The sequence below is a fragment of the Pseudoxanthomonas sp. CCNWLY206-1 genome (assembly GCF_039710385.1).
Lineage (GTDB): Bacteria > Pseudomonadota > Gammaproteobacteria > Xanthomonadales > Xanthomonadaceae > Pseudoxanthomonas_A.
Map to the genome: position 1 here is coordinate 254246 of NZ_JBDKXI010000006.1, position 16242 is coordinate 270487.

The following is a 16242-nucleotide window of genomic DNA, read 5'->3' on the forward strand; positions in this document are numbered from 1 at the left end:
GCCGCGAGCTCTTGCTTTAATCGCAATCTGACAGAAAGGGCTCGTGCCGCGCCCCGATAGTCATTCGTGCGCTCGTTCAAGAACGCGCCGCAGCGCGTCGACATGGTGAACAGCCGAGCTTCGTCGCCCTTTTGCCTTTATTGCGACCTGACGGGAAAAGCTCGCGCCGGGACGGCGCTCCTACAGAAGCAAAGCCGCTCCTACAGAAGGCAAGAGCCACGCAGGAGCATCAGACCAGCGCAATCGATTTGTTCTTGCGCTCGGCCAATCGCTTTTCCAAGTAATGGATGTTCTGGCTGCCGGCCTGAAAACCGCGGTCCCGCATGATGCGCTGCTGCAGCGGAATATTGGTCTTGATGCCGTCGACCACCATTTCGCTCAGCGCCACCCGCATGCGGGCAATGGCGGTGTCGCGGTCCGGCCCGTGCACGATCAGCTTGCCGATCATCGAGTCGTAATTCGGCGGCACCCGATAGCCTTCATAGATATGCGTGTCCACGCGCACGCCCGGACCGCCCGGCGCATGGAAGTGCTGGATCAGGCCGGGACTGGGCGCGAACGTCTCCGCGTCTTCAGCGTTGATGCGGCATTCGATGGCGTGGCCGTTGAGGACGATGTCTTCCTGCTTGATGCTCAGCTTTTGCCCGGCGGCGATGCGCAGTTGTTCGACGACCAGGTCGATGCCGGTAACCATTTCGGTAACGGGATGCTCGACCTGGATGCGGGTGTTCATTTCGATGAAGTAGAAGTGGCCGTTCTCATACAGGAATTCGAACGTGCCGGCTCCGCGATAACCGATACGGATGCAGGCTTCGACGCAGACCTTGCCGATCTCGGCGCGCTGCTTTTCGCTGATGCCGGGCGCGGGTGCCTCTTCCACGACTTTCTGATGGCGGCGCTGCATCGAACAATCGCGCTCGCCCAGATGGATGGCATGGCCCTGTCCATCGGCTAGTACCTGGATCTCCACGTGGCGTGGGTTTTCCAGGAATTTTTCCATGTAGACCTGATCGTTGCTGAAGGCGGCTTTGGCTTCCGACTTGGTGGTGGAGATGGCATTGCTGAGTGCCGCTTCCGCATGCACCACGCGCATGCCGCGTCCGCCGCCGCCACCCGCGGCCTTGATGATCACCGGGTAGCCGATCTCGCGGGCGATCTTGGTATTGGCGACGATGTCGTCACCCAGCGGACCACCGGAACCAGGCACGCACGGCACGCCCGCGGCCTTCATCGCGCGGATCGCTTCCACCTTGTCGCCCATCAGGCGGATGGTGTCGGCCTTGGGGCCGATGAAGACGAAGCCGGATTGCTCCACGCGTTCGGCGAAGTCGGCGTTCTCGCTCAGGAAGCCGTAGCCGGGATGGATGGCCTGCGCATCGGTCACTTCCGCCGCGGCGATAATCGCGGGAATGTTGAGATAGCTGTCCGCCGATGCCGCCGGCCCGATGCAGACCGATTCGTCGGCCATCGCCACGTGCTTCAGATTGCGATCGACGGTGGAGTGCACGGCCACGGTGCGGATGCCGAGCGTATGACAGGCGCGCAGGATGCGCAGCGCAATTTCGCCTCGGTTTGCGATAACGACTTTATCGAGCATGGAAGTTCTCAAAGACGGGAACGGGGAACAGGGAACGAGGAATGTCGGTAATGGGAGGTTTCATTCCCTGTTCCGATTCCCCGTTCCCGCTTCATCCAATAACGAACAACGGCTGGTCGAACTCGATCGGCTGGCCGCTTTCGGTAAGGATCGCCACCACCGTGCCGGATACATCGGCTTCGATCGGGTTGAACATCTTCATCGCTTCGATGATCGCCAAGGTTTCGCCGGTCTTGACGGCCTGGCCGATGGCGACGAACGGCGGTTTGTCCGGTGCTGGCGAAAGATAGAACGTGCCTACCATCGGTGCGCGCACCACGTGTCCTTCTGGCAGATTACTGGCCGGCTTGGCGCTGCCGCCGGTGGAGGCTTCGGTTGGTGATGTCATCGGCATCGGTGGCTGTGGGCGAGCCTCTGCCTGGATCATCATCGGTGCGGGAGCCGGCGCGGCGTAATGACCCTTGGGCACCCTGGCCAGGCGCACCGACTCTTCGCCTTCCTTGATCTCGATTTCGGCGAGATTCGATTCTTCCAGCAGGTCGATGAGCTTCTTGATTTTGCGAAGATCCATAGGGGCCTCTTAGGTGTGTGGTGAATGCCGTTCAGTAGTGGAGCAATTGATCGGCAAATATCTCGGTAAAGATGTCAGCGGGTGTGGTGATGTTCGCGCCGGCGATGACGGCACGGGGTGATGGTGTGGGTGGCAAGTGCCGGAATCGGGTCCCATGCCAGGGCCGGCCACGCGCTCTGGCAATGGCTCATGCGTGCTCGCCCAGCCGTTTCACGGCGGCATCCAGCGCGAATCGGTAGCTGTCGGCACCAAAGCCGCAAACCACGCCGATCGCCAGATCGCTGAAATAGCTGTGGTGGCGAAAGGGCTCACGGGCATGCGGATTGGACAGATGGACTTCGATAAAGGGCAGCGCCACGGCCGCCAGCGCATCGCGCAGAGCGACCGAGGTATGGGTGAAGGCGGCCGGGTTGATCAGGATGAACGCGGTGCCATCGCCTGCCGCGGCTTGTACCCGGTCCACCAGTGCATGCTCGGCATTGGACTGGAAGGAGGTCAGCTCGTGCCCTGCGGCGGCGGCCTGCGCCGCCAGCTGGGCGTTGATGTCAGGCAGGGTCGCATGGCCATATATCCCCGGCTCGCGGCTGCCGAGCAGGTTGAGATTGGGACCATGTAGGACCAGCAGCTTTGCCATCGAGTGCTCCAGTGGAGGGCGGCAGTCTGCGGGAACCCGGCAATGCTGTCCAGATCGCCGAAGTTCGCCGCGCTTTAAGCGTCTGTTTGAAATGAGAGGGTTGGTTCCAGCGAAAGCCGCGCCGCGAAAGGCGGGGCAGACCGAGGAAGGTTGGGACTTAAACGGGTTGGCGACAGGTTGGCGCGACCCTCTCTCCTGGGCCAATTTTCGTTCCGCCACCATGAGGTGCAGTGTCCAGCCGTTGGGCCGCCGTGGCCACGCCGGTGGCCGTCCCACCCTCGTTCTTACGTATGGAAGTGATCAAGGGGCGCCACAAGCCTCTGTTCTGCGGTTACATTCTTGCCACGAATTAGGGCTCGGGGGAGTCAGGGATGAAGGTTTGGAAAGTATGCATCGCCGTTGCGGCGATGCTGGTGGCTGCGCCTGTGGCCGCCGTGGATCTGGCGAAGTTCCTGAAACAGGACGGCCTGGAGAAGATAAAGATATCGCCCACCGGCGAGTACTACGCAATGACGGTGCCGTTGGAAGATCGTACCGCTCTGGTGGTCATCCGGCGCTCGGACAAGCAGATCACCGCCAATGTGGGTGGCGAAAAACATTCGGTGGTGCACGACTTCTGGTGGGCCAACAACGAGCGCATCGTGGTCAGCATGGCCGAGAAGTACGGCTCTGAGGACCAGCCTTACGCCACAGGCGAGCTCTATGCGATCAATGCCGACGGCAGTCAATCGAAGCTGCTGGTCAGCCCGTACGGAACGGATTACTCCCCCAACACGGTACGGTTCGGGGGGCCTGAACCGCGCGCCGCTTTCCTGATCGACGACCTGCCCAATGATGAGCGCCATGTGCTGATCAGCATGAGGACGTTCAGCGCCAATCCCATGACCAACGTGGAGCGGCTGAACATCTATAATGGCAAGCTTTGGCGAGTCGCCAGCGCCCCGATCCGGCGCGCCAGTTTCGCCACCGATGCGCAAGGGTTGGTGCGATTCGCACGCGGTGCGGGAAACGACAACATCAGCAAGCTGTACTACCGCGACAGCAATGACGTCGAGTGGAAGCTGATGAACGACGAAGCGAAGACCCATCGCGTCGAAAAGCCGCTGGGTTTCTCGGCCGATGGCCGCACCGCCTACCTTCAGGTGGAGCACCCGCAAGGGCCTGACGCCATCGTGGCGGTGAATCTGGACAGTGGCGACCGTCGCGAATTGCTGCGCGATGCGACGGTTGATCCGTACGAGATCCTGCACCAGCACAACGCGGCGGAGCCGGTCGGCGCGCTTTTCACTTCCGACCGCGCTCGTAGCCGCTTCTTCGATGAAGCTTCACCCACGGCGCGCATGTACCGCTCGCTGGAGAAAGCGTTTCCCGATAGTGCGCTCTTCATTACTTCGGCGACCAGCGATGGCCGCTTGTTGCTGCTGAACGTATGGAGCGATCGTAACGTGGGCGACTTTTTCCTGTACGACACGGTGAAGAAGCGCGCCGACCGGGTATTCAGCCGCCGCGAATGGCTCGATCCGGCCTTGATGGCGCCAACACGCGCGGTGACGTTGAAGGCGCGCGATGGCTTGGAATTGCATGGCTTTCTCACCGCGCCGCTGAATGCCGCGACCGAACCGCTGCCACTCGTGGTGATGCCGCACGGCGGGCCGTTCGGCATCTTCGACGAGTGGAGCTTCGACATCGAAACGCAGATGCTGGCGCAATCGGGCTATGCCGTCCTGCGCATCAACTTCCGCGGTTCCGGCAACTATGGTCGCGCTTTTCACCAGGCGGGCGCGCGCCAGTGGGGCGGCACCATGCAGCACGATCTGACCGATGCTACTCGTTGGGCGATCGAGCAGAAGATCGCGGATCCGCAGCGTATCTGTATCTACGGTGCGAGCTACGGTGCTTACGCCGCGATGATGGGTGCGGCGATGGAGCCCGAGTTGTACCGCTGCGCCGCAGGGTACGTGGGCGTCTACGATCTGCCCGCGATGCACAAGGACGATGCCGGGGTTACGCGGTGGCTGGAAACCTGGGCCAACGATTGGGTAGGCGAGCGAAGCACCTTGGCAGCGCGTTCGCCCACCACCTTGGCCGGCAACATCAAGGTGCCGGTGTTCATGGCAGCGGGCGGCAAGGACGATCGCGCGCCAATAAGCCACAGCAAGAAAATGGAAAAGGCGTTGAAGGCTGCCGGGACGCCGGTGGAGACGTTGTATTTCCCCACCGAAGGGCATGGCTTCTACACCGAGCCGCACCGGCGCGAGTACTACACCCGTCTGCTGGCCTTCTTGGCGCGTCACCTGGGCGGAGCCACGGCGGAGTAGCCGAGGCGTCCGCGGCGAGTGTGCGGATATGCAACGTAGTCCGCATTGTCTGGACGTTGGCGGCTGCTAACGTGCCGCGAACGGGGAGAGGCCGATGAAACCATGGCTGAGGCGGACGCTGGGGCTACTTCCCATCGTGGGCGGTGGAGCTGGGCTGGCGGTACTGACGACGGTAATTGCCGGGCAGCAGAGCTTGAATGCATTGGGCGCCATCATCCTGGTGATGTTCGCGCTGCTTTACCTGGTTGGCATCGTGGCCGGCTTGTGGATGCTGGAAGGCCATCGCCACGCCGTGGCATTGAATCTGGTGTTCTGGGCGCTGCAGGTGCCGCAACTGATCTCGCCCGTGGTGACGTATGTTTTCTGGGCACCCGCCAACTTGGGCGTGTGGTGGAACATGACCACTTCGCACACCGGGTTCGCGTATCAGGTGGGCAGCACATTTCAGTTCGACGTATTGAATCTGGGTAGCAATGTCGCCATTGCGCTCAACATGTTCGCACTGGTCTGCATGCTTTATTTGTGCGTGCTTTACCGCAGGCAGTATCCGGCTAGCGATCCGGCGGAGGTGGAGGTGGTCGCGCCGTTGTCCGCAGTAGATCAGATGCCTTCGTGACTGATCACGTGCCTTCATAAGAAGGCGGCGGCGTCCGCGTCGCCGCCTCCTTCGCAGCATCAGCGGGAGTGACGTCTTCGGCGCCGGGGGAACGGGTGTGCTCGGTGACTTCGCTGGTGGCCTGAGCGGCGCGCAACGCCTCGCCGGGCGTTGCCGGCGCGTTGCTTTCGTCGCGCGCGAGATCCATGCGCAGCCGCGGCAACGACTGCGGATGCGCGTGTACCAGATAATCGATCATCCGTTCGCGCACCGCGCAGCGTAGATCGAACAGGTCACCGGAGTTGCGCGCGCTGACCAACAGCCGCACTTGCACGGTGGTCTGGTCGGTCTCGGTGATCTGCGCCACGCAGACGCGCCCATCCCAGCGTTCGTCCGTCTCGCAGATGCGCTGCAACGCTTCACGTATGTCCGCCATCGGGGTGCGGTAATCCAGCCACAGGAAAGAGGTGCCCAGCAGCTCGGAAGTAGTCCGCGTCCAGTTTTGAAAAGGATGTTCGATGAACCATGTCAACGGCACCACCATGCGCCGCTCGTCCCAGATGCGAACCACCACGTACGCACTGGTGATCTCTTCTATACGGCCCCATTCGTTTTCCACGATCACCACATCGTCCAGGCGGATCGGCTGGGTGATGGCGATTTGCAGGCCGGCGATAAGATTGCCGAACACCGGCTTGGCCGCGATGCCCGCCACCAGGCCGATGATGCCGGCTGATGCCAACAGCGTGGTGCCGATCTGGCGAATGGTGGGAAAGGTCATCAGTGCAATCGAAACGCCCATCAGCACCACGCCACCCTGAGCCACTCGACTGATTACCCGGGTCTGCGTCTGTATCCGGCGTGCCGCCAGATTGTCCGCCACTTCCACCGGATGCTCGCGCAGGATGCGCCGCTCCACCGCGCCGATCGCGCGTACTGCCAGCCAAGTCAGGCAGAGCAATCCGCCGATGCCCAGCGCGTGCTGGATGTTGGCTATCCATTCCGGCGGTAGCGTGGTGGCGCGTACGGCCACGCTGAGGAAGAACAGCGGCAGTGCGATGGCCGCGGGCGCGGCGACGACTTGCGCGATACGCGCTCGCAGGTACTCCGCGGCGTGCCTGCGCGCGCGTCGGGCGATCGCCAGCAGCACCTGTTGCACGATCAGGCCCAGGACCAACGCGATCAACAAGGGCCACGCTACGGCAACGAAGTCCTGCCACTGGCTCGATGTCATCCGGCACTCTCGCGACTGTTCACACCGCAGCGTGGCGCATGCGGCGTAAACATCGCGTCGAATGCGGCTATGAAGGCGAAATGATCGGCGTGTGCGAAGCGGTGCCAGTGCACCAATGTGGCATTCGTGCGTGAAATGAGCGCCGACGGACATGCGTCGGCGCTCGAGCGCTCACATCTTTATCTGAGCGCGGCGACATCCGTTGCCGGAGTCGCGGGTATCCGTTGCTTCCTTGCGAGAAGTTGCCAGGCGAATCTGCCGCTTGTCAGGCGCCCACCCTGCGACGCACTTCCTCGAAATCGCGTACGGGACGAACCTCCACGCAACCGGTTTTGGTCCACGGGAATTCCTGTGCGATGCGAACCGCTTCTTCCATGCTCTCCGCTTCGATCAGATTGAAGCCGCCCAGGATTTCCTTGGTCTCGGCAAACGGACCATCCATCACCGAAGTCCGGCCGTTGCGTATACGGACCGATTTCGCGGTCACGGGCTCTTCGAGCTGCTGCGAATCCAACAGCTTGCCATCCGCGCGAAGTTCATCGGCATGCGTTATGCAGCTGTGCATCATGGTGTCGTAGGCCCCCGAGGGCAGCTCTTCCAACATCGTGTCGTCGGTGTAGATCAGCAGTGCGAACTTCATGCGTTCCTCCCAATGACGCCCTGCGGCGCAAGCGGCGATTGTGCCATGCCGGCGGTGTCGGATTGTGCGGTTATCACGCGCTTGCCATACCCCTGAAGCGATTCACTCCTGCCCGCGGAAATAAGCTTCTACCTGGCCGTTGATCTTCAGTGTCATGGGGTTGCCGCGGCGGTCCTTGGATTTACCTACCGGTACGCGGATCCAGCCCTCGCTGACGCAATACTCTTCCACGTTGTCGCGTTCCACACCGTTGAAGCGGATGCCAATGCCACGGTCCAGCATTTCGGCATCGTGGAAAGGGCTATGCGGGTCGGAAGCCAAGCGGTCGGGAGGTGTGTCGGTCATGGAAATCGATGGCTGCATCGTGGCCAGCGCCACAGGGCCGACAAGGATAAACCAAGACCGCCTTGGATCGCTTTATGGGGCGGCCCAACCTCCAAAAGCCGCGCCACGTAGAGCGGAGCCTGTGCTTGCATCCACTTGGGGCTCCGCTGCTGTTCGCCCAGCCGCCAGAGAAAGGGGCCGGGCAACCCACCTTCACGGAGACCACACATCCGAAGATGACCGCAGCGGCGACACGAAAGCGCGATAATGCGAAAACAGCCATCGCATTGCCTTTTTCGCATATCGGCACGCCGCGATACCCGCGCACTTCTTTCGGCCCGCCCTCATGTCCCTGCCTGACCAAGAATTCGACCCCGACGACAATTTCGACCATGCCTTCCAGGATGAGGACGACATTGATCTGGACGACGCCGAAGCCCTGGTCTGGAATCTCCTGACGCTGATCAACCCCGGTGACGAAGAGACCGCGCTGCGCCAGTTTGCTGCCTACCGCGACGCGGCAGGCGAACCTGATGCCGGTGACCAGACTATCTGGTTCATCAAAGAAGTTATCGATTGGACATCGGGTTTCTACGTGGATGAAAAAGACAGTGAAGTCCTGATCGACTGTCTTAATCAGCTGGCCGCGCGTTATGGCATCGACATCGATTGGGGTGGCGATCCCAGCGATGATGATTTTCTGGAGGGCACCGACGTGCCCGCGTTATTGAACACGGCGTACGATCGCTTGCGCGAACACGGCTATACGTTGTGGAACTGGAGCACCGGAAACGATGCCTACGCCGGCTGGACAGCCCTCAGTCGTGACGATGAAGCGATGCAGCAACTCGCTTCTGTGATGGGCATCGATTTGCGACGGGGTAGTGACACGCTCTGATCAGCGGCGTCCGGACATAGGTGTGAGACCCGGTTGCAAATGCAAGCAAGCGTATTGAATACTCGGCCCCTGAAAGGAGGATGCCGCTGCGGGTGCTGCCCGCAGGGGCAGTAAGCCGTTGTCCCGCTATAGGGCCTTCATGCCCGATCTGGCTAGTGAAGAGCGATACGGGGACTGCTACCAAGGGGATAGACGCATGTACTTAACCGATGATCCAGCGGGGCCAGTCGAGTACGGTCCCGTGCTGATGGTCCAAGGACGTTATCAGGTGGTCGAGTTGAAAGCGGCGCCATCCGCGCTTGCGGATGATCCGATTGGTTATGCGGTGATTACCTCGGCCGGTGGCCTGGTGCGTCGAGAACTGACCTTGAACGATGCCAAGCGATGGGCGACGGAGCTGGCCGAGGCAGACCGGGAACCGGAACAGGTTCGTCCAACGCCCACCACGGCTGCCCGCAAACGCCGCCGATAACCCAAGTCGCCGGGCCGCGAAGCTTCCCGGTTCAAGGAGGAACGATCATTGAGTAGACCCAAATTAATCCTCGCCATAGTGTTGATATTGGCCGCTTTGTTTGCAGGCAACTATCTCTCGGGTGCACTGACGCTGCTGTTACTGGGACTCGACGCGGGCCTGCTGAAGGCCACCACCTATTGGCAGTACATAAAGGCGCTGGATCTGCCACAGGTCGCGCCGTACGTAGGCAAGATCAAAATGGCGGGTTATGTGGGATTCGGAGTGCCGGCAGCGGCCAGTCTGATCCCGCTGGTGTGGCTGTTGAAGCCTGCCAAGAAAGGAATTCATGGCGACGCGCGGTTCGCGACGACAGGCGATCTGACCAAGCATGGCTTGCTGAAAACGTCCAAGGACGGCGTGGTAGTGGGCAAGTTCAACGGCAAGCTGGTTCGCCTGGGCGGACAACAGTTCGTGATCCTGGCTGCGCCCACTCGCTCCGGCAAAGGCGTGGGCGTGGTCATTCCCAATCTGCTCGATTATCAGGAATCCATGGTGGTCCTGGACATCAAGCAGGAGAATTTCGACCTGACCAGCGGCTGGCGCAAAAGCCAAGGGCATGAGATCTACCTGTTCAATCCATTCGCCGAGGACCGGCGGACGCACCGTTGGAATCCGTTGAGCTACGTATCGAAGGATCCGGCTTTCCGCGTGTCCGACCTCATGAGCATCGCCGCCATGCTGTATCCGGATGGTTCCGACGATCAGAAATTCTGGGTCAGCCAGGCACGCAATGCCTTCATGGCCTTCGCCTTGTACTTGTTCGAAAACTGGGACGACACGCAGGCCAACGGATTTCCAGGAGGCAGCAGCCCCACCTTGGGTGCCATCTATCGCGTGTCTTCCGGCGACGGTACGGATCTCAGGACGTACCTGAAGGTGCTATCGCAGAAGCCCTTCCTGAGCAGCAATGCGCGTTCGGCGTTCGCCAACCTGCTGTCGCAGGCGGACGAGACCTTTGCTTCCATCATGGGCACGTTCAAGGAGCCCTTGAACGCTTGGATCAATCCGGTGCTGGACGCCGCTACCAGTGCGAACGATTTCCTGCTGACCGATGTACGCAGGCGTCGGATGACCATCTACATCGGCATCCAGCCCAACAAGCTGGCGGAGAGCCGTTTGATCGTCAATCTGTTCTTCAGTCAGCTGATCAACTTGAACACCCGCGAGCTGCCCCAGAATAATCCCGAGCTCAAGCATCAGTGCTTGTTGCTGATGGACGAGTTCACCTCGATAGGAAAGGTCGACATCATCGCTTCGGCGGTTTCCTACATGGCGGGCTACAACATTCGCTTGCTGCCCATCATCCAAAGCATGGCGCAACTCGACGCCACGTACGGAAAAGAAGTCTCACGAACCATCATTACCAATCACGCGCTGCAGATAATCTACGCACCCCGCGAGCAGCAGGACGCCAACGATTATTCGGAAATGCTCGGCTACACCACCGTGCGCAAGCAAAACATCACGCGCGGACGTGAGGTATCGCGCAGCGAATCCGAGGAGCGGCGCGCACTGATGCTTCCGCAGGAGCTCAAGGCCATGGGTCCCGACAAGGAAGTATTCCTGTATGAAGGAATACCGCACCCCGTGAAGTGCGACAAGATCAAATACTACAAAGATCGTTACTTCACTGACCGGCTGCTTCCGAAGGTGGAAGTTCCTGTGGTGCATTTCTAGGCGCGTAAACAAAATGCAGGCATTGAATTGCCTGCAATGTTTATAAATGTGAAGGATTTGGTAAATGCGTGTAGTAACACGTGTTTGCTTCTGTTTTGTGAAACACATGCATATACATCTGTCCTCTGTGATGCGGCGCACGTGACGCGCATCTCATCACATAGGGCGGATGATTTGCTATTGACCGCGTTGTGTAACGCGAGATACCTTCGCCAAACAGCAGTAAGTCTTGTTCGCTGAGTCCACTGGCATTTTGGTTCGCGACAAGAAACAGGACGTTGGGGAACAGCTTAAAAAGAGCGGGATGCTTGATGTATCAGCTGCAGGGATATGCCGGAAATAATTATCCGGCGTGCAAGAAAACAGGGGCGAGCTTTGGGAATTCATCAGTACGCGAGTGCCGCGGGGATGTCCTGCGCCACGGCCGTTTACATGAAAGCTGTCGAGTCCAACCTGGCGCGCATATCTGCGCCAGGCGGCGATACGCGATTGCCAAACACATCGCTTCGTCGTCGACGAATGCCGCGCCTTCGGCTGCGCCATACCAAGGTGCGCACTCTCGACACCACCACGATCATTTCCAACAAGGAGGCGGAAGCGTGAAGTTGAAGTCAGTTGTTCGTTCCATTTTCTGGGCGCTCATGCTGCCCGCCGCGCTTGCAGCTTGCGGCACCACGCCCGCCCCCGACTACGGTGGGCGCTGGCGAGCCGTTAACCGTTTCTCGGAAACAACGGAAGCCATTCCTCTTCACCAGTCCTACGTTTTCCAGGCGTCGCCGATGGACGGGACGCTGAAGAAAATGCTGGAGCGTTGGGCCAAGGATTCGAATATGACGCTGTCGTATCTGCATCCTTCCGATTTCACGTTGCACGCGCCGGTCGCGTCGATCCGTACCGGCAGCGTGCAGGACGCGGTGTCGCAGCTGAGCGCGGTGTATGCCGATCAGCAATTGTCCGTCGCAGCAGAAGGCACTCAGATCGTGGTGCGGTATGCCGAGCCGGCCGCAGTGCCGGCCCAGGGCGGAAGCGAGCCGGAAACGAGTTCGGACTGATGCTGTCATGCGATCGCATGAGCCCAGTGGTTGCCCAGGAGCCTGGTTGCGCACTTCCCTGGTTGTGCTGTCCAACGTCGCTATTTGTCACGGAAGTCCATGATGTTTGGTAAGAATAAAGCGACACCGAAAGTAGAGAACGCGGTCTCCAAATCGGTCAGCTTCGAGCTGACCATCGCCGATGTCGCCCGTCGCAGCGAGCGTCGCGCGTGGCTGGTGGCATGGAGCGCGGTGCTGATGTCCCTGATCTTGGCCGGCGGATATTTCTACATGCTTCCGCTCAAGGAAAAAGTGCCTTATCTGGTGATGGCCGACGCCTATACCGGTACCAGCACCGTCGCCCGCTTGCAGGGTGATTTCACCAACAACAGCATCACCGCCAGCGAAGCCATCAACCGCAGCAACGTCGCTCATTTCGTAATGGCGCGTGAGTCCTACGACGTGGCGCTGATGAATCTGCGTGACTGGACCACCGTGTACACCATGTCCACGCCGGAGGTTTCGTCCGGCTATACGGCGCTGCATTCTCCGAACAACCCTCAAAGCCCTTATCAGATCTACGGAAAAACGCGCGCCATACGCGTCAAGATTCTGAGCATCGTGTTGATCGGCGGCGGTAATGGCGTTGCTCCGAAGGGCGCGACCGTACGCTTTCAACGCAGCATCTACGATAAATCCACCGGCGCCTCGCGTCCGTTGGACAGCATGCTGGCCACGCTCGAATTCACCTATAAGTCCAATCTGAAAATGAGCGAGAAGGATCGCATCGAAAACCCGCTGGGCTTTCGTGTCACGTCCTATCGCGTCGACAACGATTACGCCGCCTCGCCGCCAGCAGAGTCCGAACCCAATCCTGGCGAAGCGCAACCGCTGCCGGGCTATCCCGAGGCGCCGCCGTCGATGCCGGTCGATCCGATGGCTCCGCCGGTTCCCGGCCAGCCGATGCTGCCGACCGGCCCCGGTGGCCAAGTGCCTGGGCAGGTACCAAGCAATCCGGATGCCGCATTACCCGCAGGAACCCCAGCCAAAACGAACCCGGCGCCTGCTCCGGCGATTGCGCCGGTAGACCCCAACGCTAACGGAGCTAGCCGTCGATGAATCGCATCAGTAAGTACTGCTTGACCTGGATCCTGTACGCGGCCATCGCGGCGGTCGTCGCGATGCCTGCGTATGCCCAGGCGCAGGTGGTCGATGAATACGAATACAAGCCAGACCAGGTCTACGTCATCCGCACCGCGCTGGGAATCACCACCCAGGTCGAACTCAGCCCGCATGAAGAAGTGCTGGATTACAGCACCGGCTTCAGCACTGGCTGGGAACTCACCCGGCGCGACAACGTCTTCTATCTGAAGCCGAAGAATGTGGACGTGGATACCAACATGGTGATCCGCACGGCCATGCATACCTACATCTTCGAACTGAAAGTGGTGGCGACCGATTGGACAAGCCTGGAACAGGCGAAGCGGGCGGGGGTGCAGTACAAGGTCGCGTTCACCTATCCCAGCGATACCGAATTCGCCCCAAAGACGGCCAAGCAGGAAGAGCTTGTCCCGGAGTTGAGCACGGTGCTCGAGAAGAACCGGGCGTACAACTTCGACTACGACTACGCCACTCGTACCAAGCAGGCCTGGCTGATTCCGACGACTGTCTACGATGACGGCCAGTTCACCTACATCAGGATGAGCGACCTCAAGAGCTTCCCGACCGGGAATTTCCCGGCTGTATTCGGACGCGAGCGTAAAGACGGCGAGGATTTCGTAGTCAATACCACTGTTGAGAAAAACACCTTGGTCGTTCACGGCACCTATCCCTATCTGGTGATCCGTCATGGAAAGAACGTCGTCGGCCTGCGGAGGAATAAGCAGAAATGAGCCAGAACGTGCCGCCAAACCCGCCCGATCGTCCGCAAGAGCAGGGCGATTACGATTCCAATCAGCGCTCGCACCGGAGTGAAGCCGCCGGCGACAGCGGTATGGGTGCGAACCCTTACTACACACAGCAGCAAGGATCGCCGCCACCGGATCTCGACGCCAATGCACCCACGTTGAAATCCAGCGAGCTTCAGCGCTTGAACCGGAAGGCGCTGGTGTTCCTGGCCGGAATCCTGGGAGTACTGGTGATCGCGGCGGTTCTGATGTTCAGGGGTGCCTCGGGTAAGGATGAGCAGGTAAAACCGCGCGAGGAAACGGTGGTGATACCGGATCTTCCTAAAGCGCCGTTGGCCAGTGCACCACCCGCCGAGCCGATCGAAATGGCCCCGGCTGCGTCGACCGAGCTGCCGCCGCTACCTGCTCCTGAGCCGACCTACGCCAGCGCATATCCGGAGTCGCCGCAGGAGCCCAGTGGCCCCAGTCTGCTCGAGCGCAGGATGATGATGGAAAGATCCGGCGAGTCGCGTGGACAGAGCGACCCCAGCGACGCCTACATGAAGGCGATGATGGCCAGTGCGCAGGCCGGTCAGGGCGCTCCCGCTGCTGCTGACCCGATCGAGGCGAAGCCGACCAGCGCCCGGTTCATCAACAAGCCGGGCGCGCTGTTGGTACGCGGCACCTATATTCGTTGTGTGCTGGAGACCCGGATCATCACCGATGTGTCGGGGTTTACCTCCTGCGTGGTCACCGAGCCTATCTATTCGATCAATGGTCGCAGCCTGCTGATACCGAAAGGGTCCAAGGTCCTCGGAAAGTACAGTTCCGGCCTGGGTGGAGTGCCGCGCGTCTCCGTCATCTGGGATCGCATCACTACGCCCACCGGCATGGACATCAATATGGCCAGCCCGGGCATCGATAATCTGGGCGGCGCGGGTTACCCGGGACAGTACGACGCCCATTGGGGCAGCCGCATTTCGTCCGCACTGCTGGTCAGCCTGATCAGCGATGCATTCAAATATGCTGCCGCCGAGCATGGCCCGGAAACCACCACGATCACCGGTTCGGGGCTGGCGGTGCAATCTCCCTATGAAAGCGCCACCGCGCGAACCATGGAGCGTTTGGCCAACCAGGCGCTGGACAATCGCCGTCCTCCCACGTTGACGATCAACCAGGGCACCGTCGTCAACGTCTACGTGGCGAAGGACGTCGACTTCTCCGGCGTGCTGGCTCAGTACTGACAGTGAACCTGCCGGCCGCCATGGATACCGACTTCTCGCCCGTCGCCCGCGTCTCAAGCGATTTCCTGGATTACCAGTACGACGTGCTGGGCATCCTGGAGTACATGAGCTCGCCGGACGTCACCGAGATATGCATCAACAGGCCGGGCGAGCTCTATCTTGAAACGATAGATGGCTGGCGCAGAGTCGAAGTGCCTACCTTGAACTTCGAGCGTGCCCGGCAGTTCTGCACCGCCGTGGTCAACGAAAGCAATACCGGGCAACGGATCACCGATACGGATCCCGTGGTATCGCTGACCTTTCCCACCGGACAGCGTGCGCAGTTCGTGATTCCTCCCGCGTGCGATGCGGGCAAGGTGTCCATCACCATCCGTCTACCCTCGAAGCACACCAAGACCCTGGTGCAGTACCACGAAGATGGATTCTTTGATCAGATCCTCGAGCAGACCCACGCGCTCAGCGAGCACGATCGTGAACTGCTGGAACTGCGCTACTCGCGCAACTACGCGGAGTTCTTCAAGAAGGCCGTGCTGTACAAGAAGAACATCGTCGTTTCCGGCGCTACCGGCAGCGGCAAAACGACGTTCATGAAATCGCTGGTGAACCACATACCGGACAACGAGCGGCTGGTCACCATCGAGGACGCGCGGGAGCTCTTCATCAGCCAACCCAACGCAGTGCACCTGCTGTACTCGAAAGGCGGCCAGAGCTCCAGCAACGTCACTGCGAAGAGTTGCATGGAAGCGTGCCTGCGCATGAAGCCCGACCGCATCATCCTGGCCGAGCTGCGTGGCGACGAGTCTTTCTACTTCATCAGGAACTGTGCTTCCGGACATCCGGGGTCCATCACCAGTTGCCACGCCGGCAGCACTTCCCAGACCTGGGATCAGCTGGCGCTGATGGTGAAGGCCTCGGCCGAAGGCGCCGGCCTGGAATTCGCCGTCATCAAGCGGTTGCTGATGATGACCATCGACATACTGGTGCATATCAAAGCGCACGCCGGACGCCGCTACATCACGGGCATCGATTTCAACCCGGAGCGTACGTTCAATGAGTGACTCGATTCGTATGGAGAAGAT

General features: G+C 60.4%; 16 protein-coding genes. 10 read left to right on the forward strand and 6 right to left on the reverse strand.

Translation table 11 applies throughout. The annotated features are described in order from the left end of the window. Positions 1–229: 229 nt before the first annotated feature. From accC to aroQ, 3 genes are all read right to left on the reverse strand, one after another. On the reverse strand, positions 230–1597 hold the full coding sequence (gene accC, locus AADW18_RS15125; RefSeq protein ID WP_337344215.1) for an acetyl-CoA carboxylase biotin carboxylase subunit: 1368 nt from the start codon (positions 1595–1597) through the stop codon (positions 230–232). 91 nt (positions 1598–1688) lie between these two features. Next, complete coding sequence (accB, locus tag AADW18_RS15130) at positions 1689–2168, reverse strand: acetyl-CoA carboxylase biotin carboxyl carrier protein (protein ID WP_337344216.1); 480 nt, start codon at positions 2166–2168, stop codon at positions 1689–1691. A 187-nt stretch (positions 2169–2355) separates the two neighbouring features. Beyond that, a complete protein-coding gene (aroQ, locus tag AADW18_RS15135; protein ID WP_337344217.1) occupies positions 2356–2802 on the reverse strand; it encodes a type II 3-dehydroquinate dehydratase in 447 nt (148 codons plus the stop codon). Between the two features lie 371 nt (positions 2803–3173). Between aroQ and AADW18_RS15140 the strand changes: the two genes are divergently transcribed. Both AADW18_RS15140 and AADW18_RS15145 read left to right on the forward strand, forming a co-directional pair. Beyond that, positions 3174–5120, forward strand: a complete 1947-nt coding sequence (locus AADW18_RS15140; RefSeq protein WP_337344218.1) for a S9 family peptidase — start codon at positions 3174–3176, stop codon at positions 5118–5120. Positions 5121–5214: 94 nt separating this feature from the next. Beyond that, positions 5215–5736: a hypothetical protein gene (locus tag AADW18_RS15145; RefSeq protein ID WP_337344219.1), complete on the forward strand. Its 522-nt coding sequence runs from the start codon at positions 5215–5217 to the stop codon at positions 5734–5736. A gap of 4 nt (positions 5737–5740) precedes the next feature. Here AADW18_RS15145 and AADW18_RS15150 read toward each other — a convergent pair whose 3' ends face one another. The 3 genes from AADW18_RS15150 to AADW18_RS15160 all read right to left on the reverse strand — a co-directional run bounded on the left by AADW18_RS15150 (position 5741) and on the right by AADW18_RS15160 (position 7934). Further along, on the reverse strand, positions 5741–6949 hold the full coding sequence (locus AADW18_RS15150) for a mechanosensitive ion channel family protein (RefSeq protein WP_337344220.1): 1209 nt from the start codon (positions 6947–6949) through the stop codon (positions 5741–5743). Positions 6950–7214: 265 nt separating this feature from the next. Beyond that, the gene (locus tag AADW18_RS15155; RefSeq protein WP_337344221.1) at positions 7215–7589 is read right to left on the reverse strand and encodes a YciI family protein; all 375 of its coding nucleotides are present in this window, start codon (positions 7587–7589) and stop codon (positions 7215–7217) included. A gap of 102 nt (positions 7590–7691) precedes the next feature. Continuing rightward, positions 7692–7934: a DUF3297 family protein gene (locus AADW18_RS15160; protein ID WP_337344222.1), complete on the reverse strand. Its 243-nt coding sequence runs from the start codon at positions 7932–7934 to the stop codon at positions 7692–7694. Positions 7935–8259: 325 nt separating this feature from the next. Here AADW18_RS15160 and AADW18_RS15165 point away from each other — a divergent pair, with 325 nt between their 5' ends. From AADW18_RS15165 to virB11, 8 genes are all read left to right on the forward strand, one after another. Then, entirely contained in the window at positions 8260–8811 is a 552-nt protein-coding gene (locus AADW18_RS15165) for a hypothetical protein (protein ID WP_337344223.1), read from the forward strand. A 196-nt stretch (positions 8812–9007) separates the two neighbouring features. Continuing rightward, the gene (locus AADW18_RS15170; protein WP_337344224.1) at positions 9008–9283 is read left to right on the forward strand and encodes a hypothetical protein; all 276 of its coding nucleotides are present in this window, start codon (positions 9008–9010) and stop codon (positions 9281–9283) included. Positions 9284–9331: 48 nt separating this feature from the next. Next, positions 9332–11002 (forward strand): type IV secretory system conjugative DNA transfer family protein, encoded by a 1671-nt coding sequence (locus AADW18_RS15175; RefSeq protein WP_337344225.1) that lies wholly within the window; start codon positions 9332–9334, stop codon positions 11000–11002. A gap of 641 nt (positions 11003–11643) precedes the next feature. Beyond that, the gene (locus tag AADW18_RS15180; protein ID WP_337344291.1) at positions 11644–12054 is read left to right on the forward strand and encodes a TcpQ domain-containing protein; all 411 of its coding nucleotides are present in this window, start codon (positions 11644–11646) and stop codon (positions 12052–12054) included. Between the two features lie 102 nt (positions 12055–12156). Beyond that, entirely contained in the window at positions 12157–13152 is a 996-nt protein-coding gene (locus AADW18_RS15185) for a VirB8/TrbF family protein (protein ID WP_337344226.1), read from the forward strand. Continuing rightward, complete coding sequence (locus tag AADW18_RS15190; RefSeq protein WP_337344227.1) at positions 13149–13925, forward strand: TrbG/VirB9 family P-type conjugative transfer protein; 777 nt, start codon at positions 13149–13151, stop codon at positions 13923–13925. The genes AADW18_RS15185 and AADW18_RS15190 overlap by 4 nt, the downstream gene beginning before the upstream one ends. Further along, entirely contained in the window at positions 13922–15163 is a 1242-nt protein-coding gene (locus AADW18_RS15195; protein ID WP_337344228.1) for a TrbI/VirB10 family protein, read from the forward strand. Before AADW18_RS15190 ends, AADW18_RS15195 begins: the two co-directional genes overlap by 4 nt. A 20-nt stretch (positions 15164–15183) precedes the next feature. Continuing rightward, on the forward strand, positions 15184–16221 hold the full coding sequence (gene virB11 / locus AADW18_RS15200) for a P-type DNA transfer ATPase VirB11 (protein WP_337344229.1): 1038 nt from the start codon (positions 15184–15186) through the stop codon (positions 16219–16221). Positions 16222–16242 lie beyond the last annotated feature (21 nt).